This window comes from Enterobacter sp. TMH.L2 (assembly GCF_050847315.1).
Classification (GTDB): domain Bacteria; phylum Pseudomonadota; class Gammaproteobacteria; order Enterobacterales; family Enterobacteriaceae; genus Cedecea.
In genome coordinates this window covers 4,562,630-4,581,058 of the sequence record NZ_CP193791.1, presented here as the reverse complement: position 1 = coordinate 4,581,058, position 18,429 = coordinate 4,562,630, and the positions used below count along the sequence as shown (strand labels likewise).

At 53.7% G+C, this 18,429-nt stretch carries 19 protein-coding genes; 12 read left to right on the top strand and 7 right to left on the bottom strand.

Going from position 1 to position 18,429, the window contains the following annotated elements:
* The first annotated feature begins 130 nt into the window (after window positions 1–130).
* Window positions 131–1,327 carry a glycine C-acetyltransferase gene (gene kbl, locus ACREYP_RS21935; protein ID WP_166879329.1) on the top strand — a complete coding sequence of 399 codons (1,197 nt, stop codon included), beginning with the start codon at window positions 131–133 and terminating at the stop codon, window positions 1,325–1,327.
* A 10-nt stretch (window positions 1,328–1,337) separates the two neighbouring features.
* Window positions 1,338–2,363, top strand: coding sequence for an L-threonine 3-dehydrogenase (gene tdh / locus ACREYP_RS21930; RefSeq protein WP_336819407.1), 1,026 nt, complete (start codon window positions 1,338–1,340; stop codon window positions 2,361–2,363).
* A gap of 39 nt (window positions 2,364–2,402) precedes the next feature.
* Here the strand turns inward: tdh and ACREYP_RS21925 are convergent, their stop codons facing one another.
* The 3 genes from ACREYP_RS21925 to gpmM are packed head-to-tail and all read right to left on the bottom strand — an operon-like array spanning window position 2,403 to window position 6,161.
* Window positions 2,403–3,293, bottom strand: coding sequence for a divergent polysaccharide deacetylase family protein (locus ACREYP_RS21925; protein WP_336819426.1), 891 nt, complete (start codon window positions 3,291–3,293; stop codon window positions 2,403–2,405).
* Window positions 3,294–3,341: 48 nt separating this feature from the next.
* Window positions 3,342–4,604, bottom strand: coding sequence for a murein hydrolase activator EnvC (gene envC, locus ACREYP_RS21920; RefSeq protein ID WP_166995771.1), 1,263 nt, complete (start codon window positions 4,602–4,604; stop codon window positions 3,342–3,344).
* 9 nt (window positions 4,605–4,613) lie between these two features.
* Window positions 4,614–6,161, bottom strand: coding sequence for a 2,3-bisphosphoglycerate-independent phosphoglycerate mutase (gene gpmM / locus ACREYP_RS21915; protein WP_336819406.1), 1,548 nt, complete (start codon window positions 6,159–6,161; stop codon window positions 4,614–4,616).
* A 247-nt stretch (window positions 6,162–6,408) separates the two neighbouring features.
* On the opposite strand from gpmM, the gene ACREYP_RS21910 reads away from it, so the two are divergent.
* From ACREYP_RS21910 to cysE, 5 genes are all read left to right on the top strand, one after another.
* Window positions 6,409–6,840 (top strand): rhodanese-like domain-containing protein, encoded by a 432-nt coding sequence (locus tag ACREYP_RS21910; RefSeq protein WP_336819405.1) that lies wholly within the window; start codon window positions 6,409–6,411, stop codon window positions 6,838–6,840.
* Window positions 6,841–6,861: 21 nt separating this feature from the next.
* Window positions 6,862–7,113, top strand: coding sequence for a glutaredoxin 3 (grxC, locus tag ACREYP_RS21905; protein WP_008457480.1), 252 nt, complete (start codon window positions 6,862–6,864; stop codon window positions 7,111–7,113).
* 56 nt (window positions 7,114–7,169) lie between these two features.
* Window positions 7,170–7,637: a protein-export chaperone SecB gene (gene secB / locus ACREYP_RS21900; RefSeq protein WP_008457481.1), complete on the top strand. Its 468-nt coding sequence runs from the start codon at window positions 7,170–7,172 to the stop codon at window positions 7,635–7,637.
* Window positions 7,637–8,656, top strand: a complete 1,020-nt coding sequence (gpsA, locus tag ACREYP_RS21895; RefSeq protein WP_312745750.1) for an NAD(P)H-dependent glycerol-3-phosphate dehydrogenase — start codon at window positions 7,637–7,639, stop codon at window positions 8,654–8,656. Before secB ends, gpsA begins: the two co-directional genes overlap by 1 nt.
* 78 nt (window positions 8,657–8,734) lie before the next feature.
* Window positions 8,735–9,550 (top strand): serine O-acetyltransferase, encoded by an 816-nt coding sequence (cysE, locus tag ACREYP_RS21890; protein WP_008457483.1) that lies wholly within the window; start codon window positions 8,735–8,737, stop codon window positions 9,548–9,550.
* Here the strand turns inward: cysE and trmL are convergent.
* The 3 genes from trmL to cpxR all read right to left on the bottom strand — a co-directional run bounded on the left by trmL (window position 9,547) and on the right by cpxR (window position 12,188).
* Window positions 9,547–10,020 (bottom strand): tRNA (uridine(34)/cytosine(34)/5-carboxymethylaminomethyluridine(34)-2'-O)-methyltransferase TrmL, encoded by a 474-nt coding sequence (gene trmL / locus ACREYP_RS21885; RefSeq protein ID WP_008457484.1) that lies wholly within the window; start codon window positions 10,018–10,020, stop codon window positions 9,547–9,549. The genes cysE and trmL overlap by 4 nt on opposite strands.
* A gap of 102 nt (window positions 10,021–10,122) precedes the next feature.
* Window positions 10,123–11,493 carry an envelope stress sensor histidine kinase CpxA gene (gene cpxA / locus ACREYP_RS21880; RefSeq protein WP_008457485.1) on the bottom strand — a complete coding sequence of 457 codons (1,371 nt, stop codon included), beginning with the start codon at window positions 11,491–11,493 and terminating at the stop codon, window positions 10,123–10,125.
* Window positions 11,490–12,188 carry an envelope stress response regulator transcription factor CpxR gene (gene cpxR, locus ACREYP_RS21875; RefSeq protein WP_008457487.1) on the bottom strand — a complete coding sequence of 233 codons (699 nt, stop codon included), beginning with the start codon at window positions 12,186–12,188 and terminating at the stop codon, window positions 11,490–11,492. The genes cpxA and cpxR overlap by 4 nt, the downstream gene beginning before the upstream one ends.
* 151 nt (window positions 12,189–12,339) lie before the next feature.
* Between cpxR and cpxP the strand changes: the two genes are divergently transcribed.
* The 5 genes from cpxP (at window position 12,340) to ACREYP_RS21850 (ending at window position 17,566) form a co-directional block, all read left to right on the top strand.
* Window positions 12,340–12,849, top strand: coding sequence for a cell-envelope stress modulator CpxP (gene cpxP / locus ACREYP_RS21870; RefSeq protein ID WP_008457489.1), 510 nt, complete (start codon window positions 12,340–12,342; stop codon window positions 12,847–12,849).
* Between the two features lie 123 nt (window positions 12,850–12,972).
* Window positions 12,973–13,875 carry a CDF family cation-efflux transporter FieF gene (gene fieF, locus ACREYP_RS21865; protein WP_008457498.1) on the top strand — a complete coding sequence of 301 codons (903 nt, stop codon included), beginning with the start codon at window positions 12,973–12,975 and terminating at the stop codon, window positions 13,873–13,875.
* Between the two features lie 182 nt (window positions 13,876–14,057).
* Window positions 14,058–15,020, top strand: coding sequence for a 6-phosphofructokinase (gene pfkA, locus ACREYP_RS21860; protein WP_008457500.1), 963 nt, complete (start codon window positions 14,058–14,060; stop codon window positions 15,018–15,020).
* A gap of 151 nt (window positions 15,021–15,171) precedes the next feature.
* Window positions 15,172–16,161 carry a sulfate ABC transporter substrate-binding protein gene (locus ACREYP_RS21855; RefSeq protein ID WP_008457502.1) on the top strand — a complete coding sequence of 330 codons (990 nt, stop codon included), beginning with the start codon at window positions 15,172–15,174 and terminating at the stop codon, window positions 16,159–16,161.
* Window positions 16,162–16,261: 100 nt separating this feature from the next.
* A complete protein-coding gene (locus ACREYP_RS21850) occupies window positions 16,262–17,566 on the top strand; it encodes an SLC13 family permease (protein WP_008457505.1) in 1,305 nt (434 codons plus the stop codon).
* A 47-nt stretch (window positions 17,567–17,613) separates the two neighbouring features.
* Here the strand turns inward: ACREYP_RS21850 and tpiA are convergent, their stop codons facing one another.
* Complete coding sequence (gene tpiA, locus ACREYP_RS21845) at window positions 17,614–18,381, bottom strand: triose-phosphate isomerase (protein ID WP_008457509.1); 768 nt, start codon at window positions 18,379–18,381, stop codon at window positions 17,614–17,616.
* Window positions 18,382–18,429 lie beyond the last annotated feature (48 nt).

Here is an 18,429-nt window from a genome sequence, read left to right as displayed (position 1 = left end):
AAAGCCCCTGTCGGCCTCGCATTCTAGCGTGATTTATCCTGCAAAATTAAGAATCCCTGAAGCGTCATCTCGCCTGGTGATATAGGTTTGGGTAAGATGTGCCAAAACTTGCCATGCCTGGAGAATCGCGATGCGCGAAGATTTTTACCAACAGCTGACTTCCCAACTCGAAACCGCTCGAGCAGAAGGGCTTTTTAAAGAAGAACGTATTATCACCTCCGCCCAGCAGGCGGACATCACCGTCGCGGACGGTAGCCACGTTATTAACTTCTGCGCCAACAACTATCTGGGTCTTGCTAACCATCCGCAGCTGATTGAAGCGGCTAAACAGGGGATGGATAAACACGGTTTTGGTATGGCTTCGGTCCGCTTTATTTGCGGTACTCAGGACAGCCATAAACAGTTGGAAAGCAAGCTGGCCGATTTCCTGGGAACGGACGATGCGATTCTTTACTCCTCCTGCTTCGATGCCAATGGTGGCCTGTTTGAGACGCTGCTCGGGCCGGAAGATGCCATCATTTCTGACGCACTGAACCATGCCTCAATTATCGACGGTGTGCGCCTGTGTAAAGCACAGCGTTATCGCTATGCCAACAACGATATGCAGGAACTGGAAGCTCGCCTGAAAGAGGCTCGTGCAGCCGGTGCTCGCCATGTGATGATTGCCACCGATGGCGTGTTCTCAATGGACGGTGTGATTGCCAACCTGCAGGGCGTTTGCGATCTGGCGGATAAGTACAATGCGCTGGTTATGGTCGATGACTCCCACGCCGTGGGCTTTGTTGGTGCCAATGGGCGCGGTACGCACGAATACTGCGATGTCATGGACCGGGTTGATATTATTACCGGCACGCTGGGTAAAGCGCTGGGCGGTGCTTCTGGTGGCTATACCGCAGGTCGCAAAGAAGTTATCGAATGGCTTCGCCAGCGTTCCCGTCCTTACCTTTTCTCAAATTCACTCGCGCCAGCCATTGTTTCCGCCTCTATCAAGGTACTGGAAATGCTGGAGTCAGGCGAAGAGCTGCGTGAGCGTCTGTGGTCAAACGCTCGTCTGTTCCGTGAAAAAATGAGCGCTGCCGGATTTACGCTTGCAGGTGCAGATCACGCCATTATTCCAGTGATGCTTGGTGAAGCAGTTGTGGCGCAAAACTTTGCGCGCGAGCTGCAGAAAGAAGGTATTTATGTCACCGGTTTCTTCTACCCGGTGGTGCCAAAAGGTCAGGCACGTATTCGCACCCAAATGTCGGCGGCGCATACTCCTGAGCAAATTGAACGTGCGGTAGATGCGTTTACGCGCATCGGTAAGCAATTAGGCGTTATCGCTTAAGGGAGCGGTCATGAAAGCATTAGCAAAACTGAAGGCGGAAGAAGGCATCTGGATGACGGATGCTCCCAAGCCGGAAATGGGTCATAACGATCTGCTGATCAAAATTCGTAAAACGGCGATTTGCGGGACCGACGTCCATATTTACAACTGGGACGAATGGTCGCAAAAAACCATTCCTGTTCCTATGGTTGTGGGCCACGAATACGTGGGTGAAGTGGTCGGCATAGGCCAGGAAGTGAAAGGCTTCAAGATTGGCGATCGCGTTTCCGGCGAAGGGCACATCACCTGTGGACACTGTCGTAACTGCCGCGGCGGGCGTACCCACCTGTGCCGTAACACTACCGGCGTGGGTGTGAACCGCCCTGGCTGTTTTGCTGAGTATTTGGTTATCCCGGCGTTTAATGCGTTCAAGATCCCGGACAATATCTCAGACGACCTGGCTTCCATCTTCGACCCGTTCGGCAACGCAGTGCACACGGCACTTTCGTTCGACCTGGTGGGCGAAGATGTGCTGGTCTCCGGCGCGGGCCCTATCGGGATCATGGCGGCGGCAGTAGCAAAGCATGTTGGTGCGCGTAACGTAGTGATTACCGACGTGAACGAATACCGCCTCGAGCTGGCGCGTGAAATGGGAATCACTCGTGCGGTCAACGTCAGCAAAGAAAGCCTGCAGGACGTGATGAGCGAGCTGGGAATGACCGAAGGGTTTGACGTGGGTCTGGAGATGTCCGGCGCACCACCGGCGTTCCGCACCATGCTTGACACCATGAATCACGGTGGCCGTATTGCGATGCTGGGGATCCCGCCGCCAGATATGTCTATCGACTGGACCAAAGTTATCTTTAAGGGGTTGTTTATTAAAGGTATCTATGGCCGCGAGATGTTTGAAACCTGGTACAAGATGGCCGCCCTGATTCAGTCTGGCCTGGATCTGTCCCCGATTATCACCCACCGCTTCTCTATTGATGAGTTCCAGAAAGGCTTTGACGCGATGCGCTCCGGGCAGTCAGGCAAAGTTATCCTGAGCTGGGATTAATCATTGAACCAGAGGGCATCGCGCCCTCTGGTTTTTCAATCAGGCCTGTTTGGCCCAACCCTGCCACTGATGCTGGAGATATTTCACCAGCGCGCTCTCGGCAATACTTTCACTGATGACTTTAAAGTAGGTGATGGCGTACACCGGCTCAAGAGGCTGTTTCGGTTTACACACCTTCACGCCACGGAACGGGTTACGCGGCGGTGGCAGTTTCCCCGGCTGAGTATTATTCGGCGTTGAGGTATCTACCTGTGGCTCATTAAGCAGGCTGCTCGGCCGCACCAGGGTGATGTCCGGCGGCAGGTTGTACACCATCTGCTGGAGGACACGAACCGTTGAAGGATGGGGGTGACCGATGGCGATTGCTGACCCGGTTTTGCGAGCAAGCTGGATAGCGCGATTGAACTGAAAGCGGATATCCGCTTCGTTCTGAGTATCGTCGAGGAACACTTTCCGCTTAATCACTTTGACACGAGTGCCGACCGCGGCGCGCGTGGCCTGGCTGTTACCGATGGTCATGCTGTCCAGGAAATAGAGATTGTACTGCTCCAGCGACAGCATCACTTTTTGCATACCGAACAGGCTGGAGGTCATCGCGCTGCCCATATGGTTATTCATCCCAACTGCATAAGGGACTTTGTTCACCGCGTCGCGGATAATTCTCTCGATTTCGCTGCTGCTCATGTCCGGGCGGAGCGTATCTTTCTCTAGCGGTTGTTTGCTAAGTGGCGCCATCGGCAGATGGATCAGAACTTCGTGCCCGGCATTATGGGCTTTAGTGGCCATTTCGCGAGCGTGTGGTGCGTTGGGTAGCACGGCGACAGAGACGTTAGTCGGCAGGGCCAGCACCTGGTTTTCCTGTTGAGGACGATAGCCGAAGTCGTCGATGACGATTGAGAGCTTGCCGGCCCACGCGGAGGTTGCCAGCATTAGCCCGCTGGCGGCGGCGAAAAAAACGGTGCGGAACTGAGGCAAAACTTATCTTCCCAACCACGGTTGTGGATTCACTGCCTGGCCCTGGCGACGAATTTCGAAATAGAGTGACGGACGGCCCTGGCCGCCACTGCTACCGACCAGTGCAATAGGTTGTCCGGCACGTACCTGGGTGCCGACGCTGACCAACGCGCTCTGGTTGTAGCCGTAGAGACTCATATCGCCTTTACCGTGTTCAATGACGACAACAAGACCATAGCCCTGAAGCCAGTCGGCAAGGATCACGCGTCCGTCGGCAATGGCTTTAACTTCTGTGCCTTCTGACGCAGCAATAACGATACCTTTCCAACGTAGTTCACCTTGCAGCTGTTCGCCATAGCGATGCAGTAACGAACCGCGAACCGGCCAGTATGCCTGCCCACGTGGCGCACCCAGGCCACCTGTTCTCGACATTAATGAACGTTCGCTTTCGGTTGGCTTGTAGGTTGTGCCTTTGTTGGAGGCTTCCTGCTGTTTATTACGAACCTGCTCTGCTTCGCGTGCCTCACGCTCGGCTCGAGCTTTTGCCGCTGCTTCTGCACGGGCTATCTGATTTTGTAAGCGCGTCTGGTTCTGGCGCATCTCACTCAGCTTCTGCTGATCCTGCTGAATGGAGGATTCCAGGCCTGCCAGCGTCTTTTTGCGTTCGTTGCGGGCGCTCTCCAGCTTGGCCTGTTGCGCCTGCTGGTCATACAGCAAGGTTTGCTGCTCGCTTTGCTTACTTTCCAGCTCGGTTTTCTGCTGTGCGGCTTCTGCTTTGGTCTGTTTTAACGCTTCGATAGTCTGCTGACGCGCAGCATTAAGGTAACCGAAATAAGCCTGCAGGCGCTGGCCACGCTGGCTTTCTTCGCCGCTAAGAATCAACTGAATACCAGTATGCTGACCCTGACGAAACGCCGCATCTAGCTGAGCAGCCAGGTTACGTTCCTGGGTTGCCTGCTGTTTTTGCAGTTTGGCGAGGGAGTTGTTCAGCGTCGCGATTTGATTGTTTAAATCGGCGAGGGTGTTCTGGGTTTCGCGCAGCTTACGGCTGGCCGCGGAAATCGCTTCTTCCTGAGCTTTGAGCTGAGCGAGTAAAACGGAGCGTTGCTGCTGCTGCTGACGCACCGCACGCTCTTTGGCAGCGATATCCTGTTGAATGGATTGCAGCTGCTGCTTGTCGTCAGCGTGGCTGGAAAAAGGCCATAACAAGACGCCAGCGCTAAACACGCTGGCGTAGATAACGGGCTTCACAGCCCATGTCTTTGAAAAAATCGCCTTTCCCCTCATGGGGAGGGATTATTCCACGATGAACAGCGGCTTGCCAGTCATCTCGTGCGGGATTTCCATTCCCATCAGGCTCAACATGGTTGGCGCGATGTCCGAAAGCTTGCCGCCAGCGACAGCTTTCAGGTTTTTTTCACCCACGTAGATCAGCGGAACCGGCAGGCTGGTGTGCGCGGTATGGGCCTGGCCGGTAGCCGGGTCGCGCATTTGCTCAGCGTTACCGTGATCTGCAGTGATCAACAGCTGACCGCCAACGGCCTCAACGGCTTTAACCACCTGAGCGACACAGTTGTCGAGGGCTTCAACGGCGGAAATCGCAGCATCATAGACGCCGGTGTGGCCAACCATGTCACCGTTCGGGTAGTTGCAGATGATGGTGTCGTACTTGCCGCTGTTGATGGCACTCAGCAGCTTATCGGTCAGTTCAGCAGAGCTCATTTCAGGCTGCAAATCGTAGGTCGCCACTTTCGGAGAATTCACCAGGACGCGATCTTCACCCGCGAACGGCTCTTCAACGCCGCCGTTGTAGAAGAAGGTCACGTGAGCGTATTTCTCGGTTTCGGAGATGCGTAACTGAGTTTTATTGTGTTTCGCCATCCACTCACCGAAAGTATTGGTCAGTGACGCTGGTGGGTAAGCGCAGGCCGTTTTAATGTCTGCGGCATATTCAGTCAGCATCACGAAGTCGCCAAACTGCACCACTTTTTTGCGGCTGAAGCCGTCGAAATCGCCGTTAACAAAGGCGCGAGTGATCTGGCGGGCACGGTCAGCACGGAAGTTCATGAAGATTAATGCATCGCCGTCGTTCATAGCAGATTCGGCTTCACCTGCGGCGCGAATCACGGTTGGCTTAACGAATTCATCGTTTTCGTCACGAGCGTAAGCGGCTTCCAGACCAGCAACCGCATTGTCTGCCTGGAATTCCCCTTTGGCCTGAGTCATCAGGTCGTAAGCCAGCTCAACGCGATCCCAGCGGTTGTCGCGGTCCATAGCGTAGTAACGGCCAATCAGGGTGGCAACGCGGCCTTTGCCCAGCTCAGCGAACTTGTCGGCAAATTTCTTCAGGGAAGACTCTGCGCTGCGTGGCGGCGTGTCACGGCCATCAAGGAAAGCATGCAGATAAATAGCTTCAGCGCCTCGCTCGGCCGCCAGCTCGATCATCGCCAGAATATGGTCTTCATGGCTGTGAACGCCACCGGGAGAAACCAGACCCATGATATGTACCGCTTTACCGGCGGCAACGGCTTTGTCTACCGCACCGGTCAGGACCGGATTAGCAAAGAAAGCACGTTCTTTAATTTCAACGTCCAGGCGAGTCAGATCCTGGTAGACGATGCGGCCGGCACCGAGGTTGACGTGGCCCACTTCGGAGTTACCCATTTGCCCGTCTGGCAGGCCGACTTCCAGGCCTGATGCGTTGATCAGGGTATGCAGGCGCTGGGCCCACAGGCTATCCATCACCGGCGTTTTAGCATTAAGAATCGCGTTATCCTGCTGCTCTTCGCGGTGGCCATAGCCATCGAGAATGACCAGGACCATAGGTTTTTTAGTAACCGACATTGCAACAACCTCTGAGTCTAAGACAAAATTTGCGTAATTTTACTACAGCCGATCCGGGCGAATAGCCGCGGAAGATCAAAGAAAGAGGTTGGATGGCGATCGGATTTCATCAGTCTGGTTCTTTTTTTCCGTAACAGCCCGCAGAATCCACATAACATTATTCAGACTGGCTGTAATTGCCACAACGCGAAGGTATACTCCCCACCTGGTTTTCTCATCATTACTTAGTCGGGAGTTATTACCCCCCATGCAAGAAATTATGCAATTCGTTGGTCGCCACCCCATACTTAGTCTGGCGTGGGTTGGCCTGCTGGCCGCGGTACTTTTCATGACCTTTAAAGGCCTGGCCTCTAAAGTTAAAGTGATCACTCGTGGTGAAGCCACTCGCTTAATTAACAAAGAAGATGCGGTGGTGGTTGATGTGCGCCAGCGTGACGACTTCCGTAAAGGCCACATTGCAAATTCACTGAACGTGCTGCCAACTGAAATCAAAAACGGCAACTTGGGTGAACTTGAAAAACATAAAGCGAAGCCCATTATTGTGGTATGCGCTAACGGTGTTTCTTCACAAGAATCAGCGGCTTTGTTGCACAAGGCTGGTTTTGAGCATGTTGCGCTGCTAAAAGAAGGTATTGCCGGCTGGAGCGGGGAAAACCTGCCGCTGGTTCGCGGTAAATAATCTGGAAAACTGAGGTAAACCATGGCGAATATTGAGATCTATACCAAAGCGACTTGTCCTTTTTGCCACCGTGCAAAAGCCCTGCTGAACGAAAAAGGCGTGGCGTTTCAGGAATTACCTATTGATGGTGATGCCGCTAAGCGGGAAGAGATGATCAAACGCAGTGGTCGCACCACGGTACCGCAGATTTTTATTGACGCACAGCACATTGGCGGTTGCGATGACTTGTACGCACTGGATGCGCGTGGTGGACTCGATCCCCTGCTGAGCTAGTGCGGTTTGTCTGCCGTGTATCGCAGAGTAAGGACGTTTAAATTTAAGGGTTAACAATGTCAGAACAAAACAATACAGAAATGGGTTTCCAGATTCAGCGTGTTTACACCAAGGATGTCTCTTTCGAAGCACCTAACGCACCGCACGTTTTCCAGAAAGACTGGCAGCCGGAAGTAAAACTGGATCTGGATACTGCATCCAGCCAACTGGCTGAAAATGTTTATGAAGTTGTGCTGCGCGTAACCGTGACCGCTACGCTGGGTGAAGACACCGCTTTCCTGTGTGAAGTTCAGCAGGCGGGTATCTTCTCCGTTGACGGTATCGAAGGCACGCAGCTGGCGCATTGCCTGGGCGCATACTGCCCGAACATTCTGTTCCCATATGCGCGTGAATGTATCACTAGCCTGGTTTCTCGCGGCACTTTCCCGCAGCTGAACCTTGCACCGGTTAACTTCGATGCGTTGTTCATGAACTATCTGCAGCAGCAAGCTGGCGAAGGTGCTGAAAACCATCAGGATGCCTGATGAACAGCCTTAATGCTTCAATGACTGTTATCGGTGCCGGCTCTTACGGCACCGCTCTCGCAATCACCCTTGCGAGAAATGGCCACCACGTTGTGTTGTGGGGTCATGATGCCAAACATATTGCCACGCTGCAGGCCGATCGCTGCAATGCGGCTTTCCTGCCCGATGTCCCTTTTCCCGACACTTTACATCTTGAGAGTGATTTAGCCGTAGCGTTGGCCGCCAGCCGTAATATTCTGGTGGTTGTACCGAGCCATGTGTTTGGGCAAGTGTTGCGCCAAATCAAGCCGCTGATGCGCCCGGATGCACGTATTGTGTGGGCGACAAAAGGGCTGGAAGCTGAAACGGGTCGTCTACTGCAGGATGTTGCCCGAGAGGCGCTGGGGGATGATGTTCCCCTGGCCGTCATTTCTGGCCCAACATTCGCGAAAGAGCTGGCAGCAGGTTTACCGACGGCGATTGCGCTTGCGGCAACCGATGACCAGTTTGCGGATGACCTCCAACATCTTCTGCACTGCGGTAAAAGCTTCCGTGTCTACAGCAATCCTGATTTCATCGGCGTTCAGCTTGGCGGTGCGGTTAAAAACGTTATCGCTATTGGCGCAGGGATGTCGGACGGCATCGGGTTTGGCGCCAATGCGCGTACTGCGCTTATCACTCGTGGTCTCGCGGAGATGACTCGCCTTGGCAGCGCGCTCGGTGCTTCGCCGGAAACCTTTATGGGCATGGCCGGCTTGGGCGATCTGGTACTGACCTGTACCGACAACCAGTCTCGCAACCGTCGCTTTGGCATGATGCTCGGTCAAGGAATGGATGTAGATGGAGCACAGCAAAAGATTGGCCAGGTGGTTGAAGGCTATCGCAATACCAAAGAAGTTCGCGAGCTGGCGGCTCGGGTAGGCGTCGAAATGCCAATAACCGAGGAAATTTATCAGGTATTGTATTGCGGAAAAAATGCGCGCGAGGCAGCATTAACGTTGCTTGGTCGTACTCGTAAGGATGAACGAAGCGGCAAATGAAGGATCGCCTAATACACCGCAATAACTGAAACGTCCCGACCCTGGTGTCGGGCGTTGTTTTTCTGTCTGGAGAGAGCAATGTCGTCTGAAGAACTGGATTTGGTGTGGAGCAATATTAAAGCCGAAGCGCGAGCGCTTGCGGATTGTGAACCCATGTTGGCCAGTTTTTATCATGCGACGCTCCTCAAGCACGATAATCTTGGAAACGCGCTCAGCTACATGTTGGCCAATAAGCTGGCTTCGCCGATTATGCCGGCCATTGCCATTCGCGAAGTGGTTGAAGAGGCCTACGCTGCCGATCCGCAGATGATTGCCTCTGCCGCTTGCGACATCCAGGCGGTGCGTACGCGTGACCCCGCGGTAGACAAGTATTCAACGCCGCTGCTTTATCTTAAAGGCTTCCATGCGCTGCAGGCGTATCGCATTGGCCATTGGCTTTGGCTGCAGGGGCGACAGGCGCTGGCTATCTTCTTGCAGAACCAGGTCTCCGTCTCTTTCCAGGTTGATATTCACCCTGCGGCAAAAATTGGGTGCGGGATTATGCTTGACCATGCCACCGGGATTGTCATTGGTGAGACTGCGGTCGTCGAAAACGATGTGTCTATTCTGCAATCAGTCACGCTGGGCGGTACCGGTAAAACCAGTGGCGATCGCCATCCGAAAATCCGCGAAGGCGTAATGATTGGTGCGGGTGCCAAGATCCTCGGCAATATTGAGGTCGGAACCGGCGCAAAAATTGGCGCAGGCTCCGTCGTGCTGCAGCCTGTTCCGCCGCATACAACGGCAGCTGGCGTGCCGGCGCGAATCGTGGGTACGCCGGGAAGTGACAAGCCAGCGATAGATATGGATCAGCACTTCAACGGCGCAGGCTTTGAATACGGCGACGGCATTTAGCTTCTGAGAACAGCGCCCTGATACCCTAGCTGGCGCCAGGCCTCATAGACCACCACGGACACCGAGTTAGAGAGGTTCATGCTGCGGCTGTCCGGCATCATGGGAATGCGAATCTTTTGTTCTGGCGGCATGGCGTTCAGTATCTCAGCGGGTAGCCCGCGAGTTTCCGGGCCAAACATCAAATAATCCCCAGCCTGATAGCTCACAGCACTGTGGGCGGGTGTTCCTTTGGTTGTTAATGCAAACAGGCGCTGAGGGTTTTCGGCTTCCAGAAAGGCGTTATAGTCGCGATGGCGCAGCACTGTCGTAAATTCGTGATAATCCAGCCCGGCGCGACGCAGGCGTTTATCATCCCAGGGAAAGCCCATTGGCTCGATGATGTGCAGGCGGAAACCAGTGTTGGCGCACAGGCGGATAATGTTCCCGGTATTGGGCGGAATTTCTGGCTCAAACAAAACGATATTTAACATACAACCCCCATCAACTAGGGGCGCAGAATAGCAAAATAGCGCCTGAGCAGAAATGAAAACAGGCTCCGTAGAGCCTGGTATTGCGAATGTTTATCCTGTTTGTCAGCGGTGATAAAGCGGCAGCCAGAGCGTCAGGCGCAGGCCGCCCAGCGGGCTGTCGTCAGCTTTTACCCAGCCACGATGCTGCTGCACGGCGGTTTCCACGATAGCCAGACCGAGACCTGTCCCCCCCGACTCGCGATCGCGCGCTTCATCCGTACGATAAAACGGACGGAAAATCTGCTCTCTGTCTTCCGGACTGACGCCCGGGCCGTCATCGTCAACGGTGACGGTAATGCCCTGATTATCGACGGAGAAATTCACAGCTATCTTGGTGTGCGAGTAACGCAGAGCATTGCGAACAATATTCTCCAGCGCACTTTCCAGGGCATTTGGGTTACCGTACATCAGCCACGGACCCGGCGGGTAGGTGACTTCCAACGACTTACCCATTTGCTCTGCTTCAAACGCAGCGTTATCCAGCATTTCTGCCCAGATTTGGTTCGCTTTCATTGTTTCGCTGACCAGCGCATTTTTTTGCTGATTGCGCGACATCACCAGCAGGTCATTAATCATGCCGTCCAGACGCTGGGCTTCTGTTTCTATGCGCCCCAACTCTTTGCTCTCACCGCTGCGGCGACGCAGTAGCGCGGTTCCAAGCTGCAGGCGGGTCAGCGGCGTGCGGAGTTCATGGGAGATATCCGACAACAACCTCTGCTGCGCCGTCATCATTCGCTCCAACGCAGTCACCATTTGGTTGAAGCTCGCGCCCGCGGCCTGGAATTCCTGTGGCCCAGCCTCGAGTTCTGGATGCTGGCGTAGGTTGCCCTGGGCGACTTCATCTGCTGCATTCTTGAGCTTGCGGGCAGGTTTCGCAAGGCTCCAGGCCAGCCAAAGTAACAGCGGAGAACTTACCAGCATGGTGACAATTAGCAGTAGTAAAGGCCGGTCGAACAGCAGGTTGATAAAGTCAGATTGAGAGCTGCTGGCCGGGCGAATCAGGTAAAGTTGGTAGTTATCTTCACCATCTCGCACCGAAAATGGGCCAACTAGCTCAACTCGACCATATTTCTTTTTCTGGGGGTGATCGGCGTTATCGGACTGGCCGATAAAGTTACGGATGATCTGCATTTCGTTGCGTTGGGCGCCAATAACGCGCCCTTCGCTGGTGACCAGCAGCAAACGCTGGCCTGGAGGTGCCCATTTGTCGATGGCACGGAACAGACGCCGCCACCACATCAAATCATTCGGTGGATCGGTTGCCAGTTCAGCTTCGACGTGTTGCTCAATCATGTAGCCCTGACGTTGCTCATTTTCCATCAGCTCGGTCATCTGGCGTGAATCCAGCTTCGGCAGCATCAAAACTAACATCAGTACCAGAGCCAATGTCAGCCAGAAGATGGCAAAAATGCGCGCGGTAAGGCTACTTATCATGAAGCGGAAACCATCAGATAGCCGCGACCACGTAAGGTTTTAAACCACGGATGACCGTCTTTGCGATCCGGCAATTTACGACGCAAGTTGGAAATATGCATGTCTATGGCGCGGTCGAACGGTGTTAAGCGTTTACCCAATACTTCCTGGCTCAGATGTTCACGAGAAACCACCTGGCCCAGATGCTGAGCGAGGAGATACAGCAGCGTAAACTCTGTGCCGGTTAAGTCCAGCGCTTGTCCGTCGAAACTCGCTTCCTGGCGGCCTGGATTGAGGCTCAGCCCATCGACTTCTACCGTCGGTGAACTGCTGTCGCTGTTTTGTTGCTGCTCGCTCCAGTGTGAACGACGCAGGATGGCGCGAATACGGGCGACCAGCTCACGATCGTTAAAGGGTTTTGGTAAGTAGTCATCGGCACCCAGCTCAAGGCCGAGTACACGGTCAAGTTCGCTACCGCGAGCGGTAAGCATAATGACGGGTGTCTGGTGTGTCTGGCGAAGTTCTTTCAACGTATCAATACCGTTTTTCTTGGGCATCATTACGTCAAGCAATAACAGGTCGATGCTGTCGTCCAGAAGCGTCAACGCTTGCTCACCATCGTGAGCAACAATCACGTCAAAACCTTCCATGTCGAGCAATTCCTTTAGCAGGGAAGTCAGCTCTCGGTCATCATCAACTAACAGGATTTTATTCATTGTGAAATTACCTCCGAGGCAGAAATTACGTCATCAAGGCGCGCTAATCCATGACTTTACGTTGTTTTACACCCCCTGACGCTAGTTTGCAGCGGGAATCGTAGACTGGCTCTCGTTGAATCGCAGCACACACAGATTTCGGGAGCAAGTGATGCGCAATGTTACCGCTGTCGTCATGGCCTCAACACTGGCATTTATCTCTTTAGCCAGCTCGGCCGATGATTTGCCGACCGGCGTTAACTGGCCACAAAGCGATAATCTGGCAAAACGAAACAACGCTCAGAACCACATGTTTGACGGCATAAGTTTGACTGAGCAACAGCGCCAACAGATGCGAGATCTTATGCACCGGGCAAGGCATGATAGCCCACCCGTTAATGTTAGCGAAATGGAGATCATGCATCGTCTGATCACCGCCGATAAATTTGATGAAGTGGCAGTGAAAGCTCAGGCTGAAAAAATGGCACAAGAACAGGTTGCCCGCCAGGTCGAGATGGCAAAAGTACGCAACCAAATGTACCACTTACTCAGTCCGGAACAGCAAGCCGCTTTAAATGAGAAACACCAGCAGCGCATGGACCATCTCCGTGAACTGTCGGAACTGCAGCAGGGTGTTTCGCTGCAGGCAATGAGTAGCAGCAGTACCCGTAGTAACCAGTAACAAACCCTGTTTTCCTTGCCATAGACACCATCCCTGTCTTCCCCGCCTCACCAGGCGGGTTTTTTTTGCCTGACGCTCAGGCCTGATCCGCTATACTACCGGCATTCACCTGCGGGAGCCCCCATGAATCAACAATATGGGCAGCTGGTTAGCCGGGCTGCAATCGCGGCGACCGTCATGGCGTCGTTGCTACTGTTAATAAAAATTTTCGCCTGGTGGTATACCGGCTCGGTCAGTATTCTGGCGGCGCTGGTGGACTCACTGGTCGATATCGCAGCTTCATTGACGAACTTGCTTGTGGTGCGTTATTCACTCCAGCCTGCAGACGAAGAACATACATTCGGTCACGGTAAAGCGGAATCGCTGGCCGCTCTCGCACAAAGCATGTTCATCTCAGGCTCGGCCCTGTTCCTGTTTTTAACCGGTATTCAGCATCTGGCTGACCCTTCACCGATGAAAGATCCTGGTATTGGCGTGGCGGTGACGATTGTGGCACTGATAAGCACCTTAGTTTTGGTGACCTTCCAGCGCTGGGTGGTACGAAAAACACAAAGCCAGGCCGTCCGGGCCGATATGCTTCATTATCAGTCTGATGTTATGATGAATGGCGCAATTCTTATTGCGCTGGCCCTTTCCTGGTACGGTTGGCATCGTGCTGATTCGCTGTTTGCTTTGGGTATTGGCGTGTACATTTTGTATAGCGCGCTGCGAATGGGTTATGAAGCCGTGCAATCGCTGCTTGATCGGGCGTTACCAGACGAGGAACGTCAGGCTATTATTGATATCGTGAACGCGTGGCCCGGTGTCAGAGGGGCTCACGATCTCCGAACGCGGCAGTCAGGGCCGACCCGCTTTATACAGCTTCATATTGAGATGGAAGATAATTTACCGCTGGTTCAGGCGCATGTTGTGGCTGAACAGGTGGAGCAGGCGATTCTGCAGCGTTTCCCAGGATCGGATGTGATTATCCACCAGGATCCTTGCTCTGTTGTTCCGACGGGACGGCAGGGGCATTTCGAGCTTTAGTTTTACGTTGGAAAGTTGGCGCTGACTGGCAGTTTTTGCATAATGTACCGCCATTTGGCCTGACCTGAATCAATTCAGCTGGAAGCCGTTGTTATACTATTTGGGCAGCGTCGAAGCTTCGGATTGCCCGCAGCGTTTTCCGGCAACAGGATTAATTTTGCTTTCAAAGTTCAGAGGTAGTCATGATCAAAAAAATTGGTGTGTTGACGAGTGGCGGTGATGCGCCGGGCATGAACGCGGCTATCCGCGGTGTGGTGCGTGCAGCGCTGTCAGAAGGTTTGGAAGTCATGGGTGTCTATGATGGCTACCTGGGTCTGTACGAAGATCGCATGGTGCAGCTGGACCGCTACAGCGTGTCCGACATGATCAACCGTGGCGGTACATTCCTCGGCTCCGCTCGCTTCCCTGAGTTCCGCGATGAAAACATTCGCGCCGTGGCTATCGAAAACCTGAAAAAACGCGGCATTGATGCGCTGGTGGTTATTGGCGGCGACGGTTCTTACATGGGGGCGATGCGCCTGACCGAAATGGGCTTCCCTTGCATCGGCCTGCCGGGCACCATCGATAACGATATTAAAGGTACCGATTACACCATCGGTTACTTCACTGCGCTGGAAACCGTGGTTGAAGCGATTGACCGCCTGCGCGATACCTCCTCTTCACACCAGCGTATCTCCATCGTTGAAGTGATGGGGCGTTACTGCGGCGACCTGACCCTGGCTGCGGCTATCGCCGGCGGCTGTGAGTTTGTGGTGCTGCCGGAAGTTGAATTCAGCCGTGAAGATCTGGTGGCAGAAATCAAAGCCGGGATTGCGAAAGGTAAGAAACACGCCATTGTGGCTATTACCGAGCACATTTGCGATGTTGATGAACTGGCTAAATACATCGAAACCGAAACCAAACGCGAAACCCGTGCTACCGTTCTGGGCCACATCCAGCGCGGTGGTTCCCCGGTAGCGTATGACCGTATTCTGGCATCCCGTATGGGGGCTTACTCCATCGAGCTGCTGCTACAGGGCTTTGGCGGCCGCTGCGTCGGTATTCAGAACGAAAAACTGGTTCACCATGACATCATCGACGCGATTGAAAACATGAAGCGTCCGTTCAAAGGTGACTGGCTGGATTGCGCTAAAAAGCTGTATTAATCCAGATTGCTGTCAGTAAAAACCGGGCATGTCCCGGTTTTTTATTGCCTGTTATATCGCCAAAAGTTATAGCCAATCTTTTTTTATTCTTTAATCCTTGAAATAGTTTCTGGCAGGCTGGTCGCATCAAACTTCATAAAGAGAGCGTGCGATGAACAAGTGGGGCGTGGGTTTAACATTACTTTTGGCTTCTGGTGGCGTACTGGCGAAGGATATTCAGTTACTCAACGTGTCTTACGATCCGACTCGTGAACTGTATGAAGAATACAACAAAGCGTTCAGTGCTCACTGGAAGCAGCAAACCGGTGATACGGTCACCGTGCGCCAGTCACACGGCGGATCCGGGAAGCAGGCAACGTCGGTCATTAATGGCATTGAAGCCGACGTCGTAACCCTGGCGCTGGCCTATGACGTTGATGCCATCGCCGAGCGCGGGCGCATTGATAAAAACTGGATCAAGCGCCTGCCAGACAACTCTGCGCCATATACATCCACCATCGTATTCCTGGTGCGCAAAGGCAACCCTAAACAAATTCATGACTGGAACGACCTGATCAAACCGGGTGTGTCTGTCATCACGCCAAACCCGAAAAGCTCCGGCGGCGCGCGTTGGAACTATTTAGCGGCGTGGGGTTATGCGCTGCACCATAACAATAACGATCAGGCGAAAGCACAGGACTTCGTTAAAGCCTTATTCAAAAACGTAGAGGTGTTGGACTCCGGTGCCCGTGGTTCGACCAACACCTTTGTTGAGCGCGGCATTGGTGATGTGCTGATTGCGTGGGAAAACGAGGCGTTACTGGCTACCAATGAATTGGGCAAAGACAAATTTGAGATTGTGACCCCGAGCGAATCTATTCTTGCGGAACCGACAGTGTCCGTTGTGGACAAGGTTGTTGAGAAGAAAGGGACTCAGGCCGTGGCAGAAGCATACCTGAAGTATCTCTACTCACCTGAAGGTCAGGAGATTGCGGCGAAGAATTACTATCGTCCGCGCGATCCTGAAGTCGCGAAGAAATACGAAAAAGAATTCCCGAAACTGAAGCTCTACACGATAGATGAAGAGTTTGGCGGCTGGGCAAAAGCACAGCAGGATCACTTCTCCAACGGCGGCAGTTTCGACCAAATCAGCAAGCGTTAACGTTAAATGGCCCTGCGGGGCCATTTTTGTTTCCACGGTCTGACATTTACTCGCAGAATATCTTCCCGTAGAGTGCTGAAAAACTCTACAGGAGACAGGTATGTCGCTCTGGTTATCGGACCCTCTGATCCTGCCCGGCATTATTATCCTTATCACCATCGTCCTTTGGGCCACTTCTGCCCTCCCGGAATACCTGACTGCACTGTTATTTTTTGCCGCGGCGATGGTGGCAAAGATAGCCCCGGCCGAGGTGATTTTTAGTGGTTTTGCCTCGTCGGCCTTCTGGCTGGTGTTCAGCGGTTTTGTGCTGGGGATTGCGATTCGCAAAACGGGTTTGGCCGATCGAGTTGCGCGGGCGCTGTCCGCCCGGTTGACCGACTCCTGGCTACATATGGTCGGCAGCGTCGTGCTTCTAAGCTATGCGCTGGCATTTGTTATGCCTTCAAATATGGGGCGCATTGCCCTGTTGATGCCGATTGTTGCGGCGATGGCGAAAAGAGCGTCCATCGGCGACGGCACCCGCGCCTGGTACGGTCTGGCGCTGGCCGTGGGGTTTGGCACTTTCCAGCTCTCGGCGACGATTTTACCGGCGAATGTGCCGAATCTGGTGATGAGCGGAGCGGCGGAAGGGTCTTATGGCCTGCATCTTAACTATCTGCCTTATTTGCTGCTGCACACGCCGGTGCTTGGCATTCTGAAAGGATTAGTGCTGATAGGCCTGATTGCCTGGCTATTTCCTGGCAAACCGCAGCCGCCAAAGCAAATTGAGAGTCCAGGGCCGATGAGCCCTGAAGAAAAACGGCTAGCGTGGCTGCTGGTCGTTGTGCTCGGGTTGTGGGTGACGGAAAGCTGGCACGGCATTGGTCCTGCATGGATAGGGCTGATTGCCGCCTGTATGACGCTGTTACCGCGAGTGGGGTTTATCTCCGGCGAGGAGTTTGCCAGCGGTGTGAATGTGCGTACCTGCTTCTATGTGGCGGGCATTTTGGCGCTGGCCACGACTGTGACGCATATCGGTCTTGGGGCACTTGTGGGTGAGAAGCTAATGGCGATTATGCCCCTGGATGCCAGCAGGCCGTTCACCAGCTTTGCCGCGCTAACCGGTATCACCAGCCTGCTCAACTTCATCGTCACTGCGAACGGCGTTCCCGCGCTCTATACCACTTTTGCCGAAAGCTTCTCACAGGCGACCGATTTTCCACTTTTGTCGGTGATTATGATTCAGGTGCTGGGTTACTCAACGCCGCTTCTGCCGTATATGGCGTCGCCGATTGTGGTGGCGATGGGGTTGGGAAAAGTCCCGGCAAGGGAAGGGATGAAGCTTTGCCTGGCGCTGGCCGTGGTGACGTTTTCGATTTTGCTGCCGCTGGACTATGGCTGGTTCCAACTGCTGCACAAACTCTAAAAAAACGGCTCCGCAAGCGGAGCCGTTCATCAATATTATTGGCGTGATTACGCTTTTTTCGCTTCAGCTGCTGCTTTAACGATAACCGCGAAAGCGTCAGCTTTCAGGGATGCACCGCCAACAAGCGCGCCGTCAATGTCTGGCTGAGCAAACAGCTCTGCTGCGTTTTTATCATTAACGGAGCCGCCGTACTGGATGATCACTTGCTCAGCCACTTTCGCGTCAGCTTTAGCAATGTGGTCACGGATAAATTTGTGTACCGCCTGAGCCTGAGCTGGGGTTGCAGATTTACCGGTACCGATAGCCCAGATTGGTTCGTAAGCGATTACCGCACCTTCGAATGCTGCTGCGCCCTGAGTTTTCAGCACGGCGTCGATCTGGCGTGCACAAACTTCTTCGGTTTTGCCCGCTTCGTTTTCAGCTTCGCTTTCACCGATGCACAGAACTGGCACCAGGCCTGCTGCTTTCAGCACGGCGAATTTCTTAGCGATGAACTCATCAGACTCAGCGTGATAGGTACGACGCTCAGAGTGACCGATGATGATGTATTTAGCACCGATATCTTTCAGCATCTCTGCAGAAACTTCACCGGTAAACGCGCCGGACAGGTTAACGTCTACGTTCTGCGCGCCAAGAATGATGTGGCTACCGGAAGCAGCGTGTTTCGCCAGGTCCAGGTACATGGTTGGTGGGGCGATAGCCACGCCGCAGCCTTCCACGCCAGACAGCTCTTTACGCAGGTTAGCAACAAGCTCGTTAACCATGTGTTTGCTGCCGTTCAGTTTCCAGTTACCCATCACTAAAGGATGTCGCATTTTAATTCTCCACGCGGTAAGCAATAAAAAGAATCACTGCCCGTCGGG

Bases quoted from the DNA above. Each gene is read 5' to 3' on its own strand.
- pfkA (WP_008457500.1), top strand. From the start codon at position 14,058: ATGATCAAAAAAATTGGTGTGTTGACGAGTGGCGGTGATGCGCCGGGC.
- grxC (WP_008457480.1), top strand. From the start codon at position 6,862: ATGGCGAATATTGAGATCTATACCAAAGCGACTTGTCCTTTTTGCCAC.
- cpxP (WP_008457489.1), top strand. From the start codon at position 12,340: ATGCGCAATGTTACCGCTGTCGTCATGGCCTCAACACTGGCATTTATC.
- fieF (WP_008457498.1), top strand. From the start codon at position 12,973: ATGAATCAACAATATGGGCAGCTGGTTAGCCGGGCTGCAATCGCGGCG.
- kbl (WP_166879329.1), top strand. From the start codon at position 131: ATGCGCGAAGATTTTTACCAACAGCTGACTTCCCAACTCGAAACCGCT.
- ACREYP_RS21925 (WP_336819426.1), bottom strand. From the start codon at position 3,293: ATGCTGGCAACCTCCGCGTGGGCCGGCAAGCTCTCAATCGTCATCGAC.
- envC (WP_166995771.1), bottom strand. From the start codon at position 4,604: ATGAGGGGAAAGGCGATTTTTTCAAAGACATGGGCTGTGAAGCCCGTT.
- cpxR (WP_008457487.1), bottom strand. From the start codon at position 12,188: ATGAATAAAATCCTGTTAGTTGATGATGACCGAGAGCTGACTTCCCTG.
- tpiA (WP_008457509.1), bottom strand. From the start codon at position 18,381: ATGCGACATCCTTTAGTGATGGGTAACTGGAAACTGAACGGCAGCAAA.
- ACREYP_RS21850 (WP_008457505.1), top strand. From the start codon at position 16,262: ATGTCGCTCTGGTTATCGGACCCTCTGATCCTGCCCGGCATTATTATC.
- trmL (WP_008457484.1), bottom strand. From the start codon at position 10,020: ATGTTAAATATCGTTTTGTTTGAGCCAGAAATTCCGCCCAATACCGGG.
- secB (WP_008457481.1), top strand. From the start codon at position 7,170: ATGTCAGAACAAAACAATACAGAAATGGGTTTCCAGATTCAGCGTGTT.
- cysE (WP_008457483.1), top strand. From the start codon at position 8,735: ATGTCGTCTGAAGAACTGGATTTGGTGTGGAGCAATATTAAAGCCGAA.
- gpsA (WP_312745750.1), top strand. From the start codon at position 7,637: ATGAACAGCCTTAATGCTTCAATGACTGTTATCGGTGCCGGCTCTTAC.
- ACREYP_RS21855 (WP_008457502.1), top strand. From the start codon at position 15,172: ATGAACAAGTGGGGCGTGGGTTTAACATTACTTTTGGCTTCTGGTGGC.
- tdh (WP_336819407.1), top strand. From the start codon at position 1,338: ATGAAAGCATTAGCAAAACTGAAGGCGGAAGAAGGCATCTGGATGACG.
- cpxA (WP_008457485.1), bottom strand. From the start codon at position 11,493: ATGATAAGTAGCCTTACCGCGCGCATTTTTGCCATCTTCTGGCTGACA.
- ACREYP_RS21910 (WP_336819405.1), top strand. From the start codon at position 6,409: ATGCAAGAAATTATGCAATTCGTTGGTCGCCACCCCATACTTAGTCTG.
- gpmM (WP_336819406.1), bottom strand. From the start codon at position 6,161: ATGTCGGTTACTAAAAAACCTATGGTCCTGGTCATTCTCGATGGCTAT.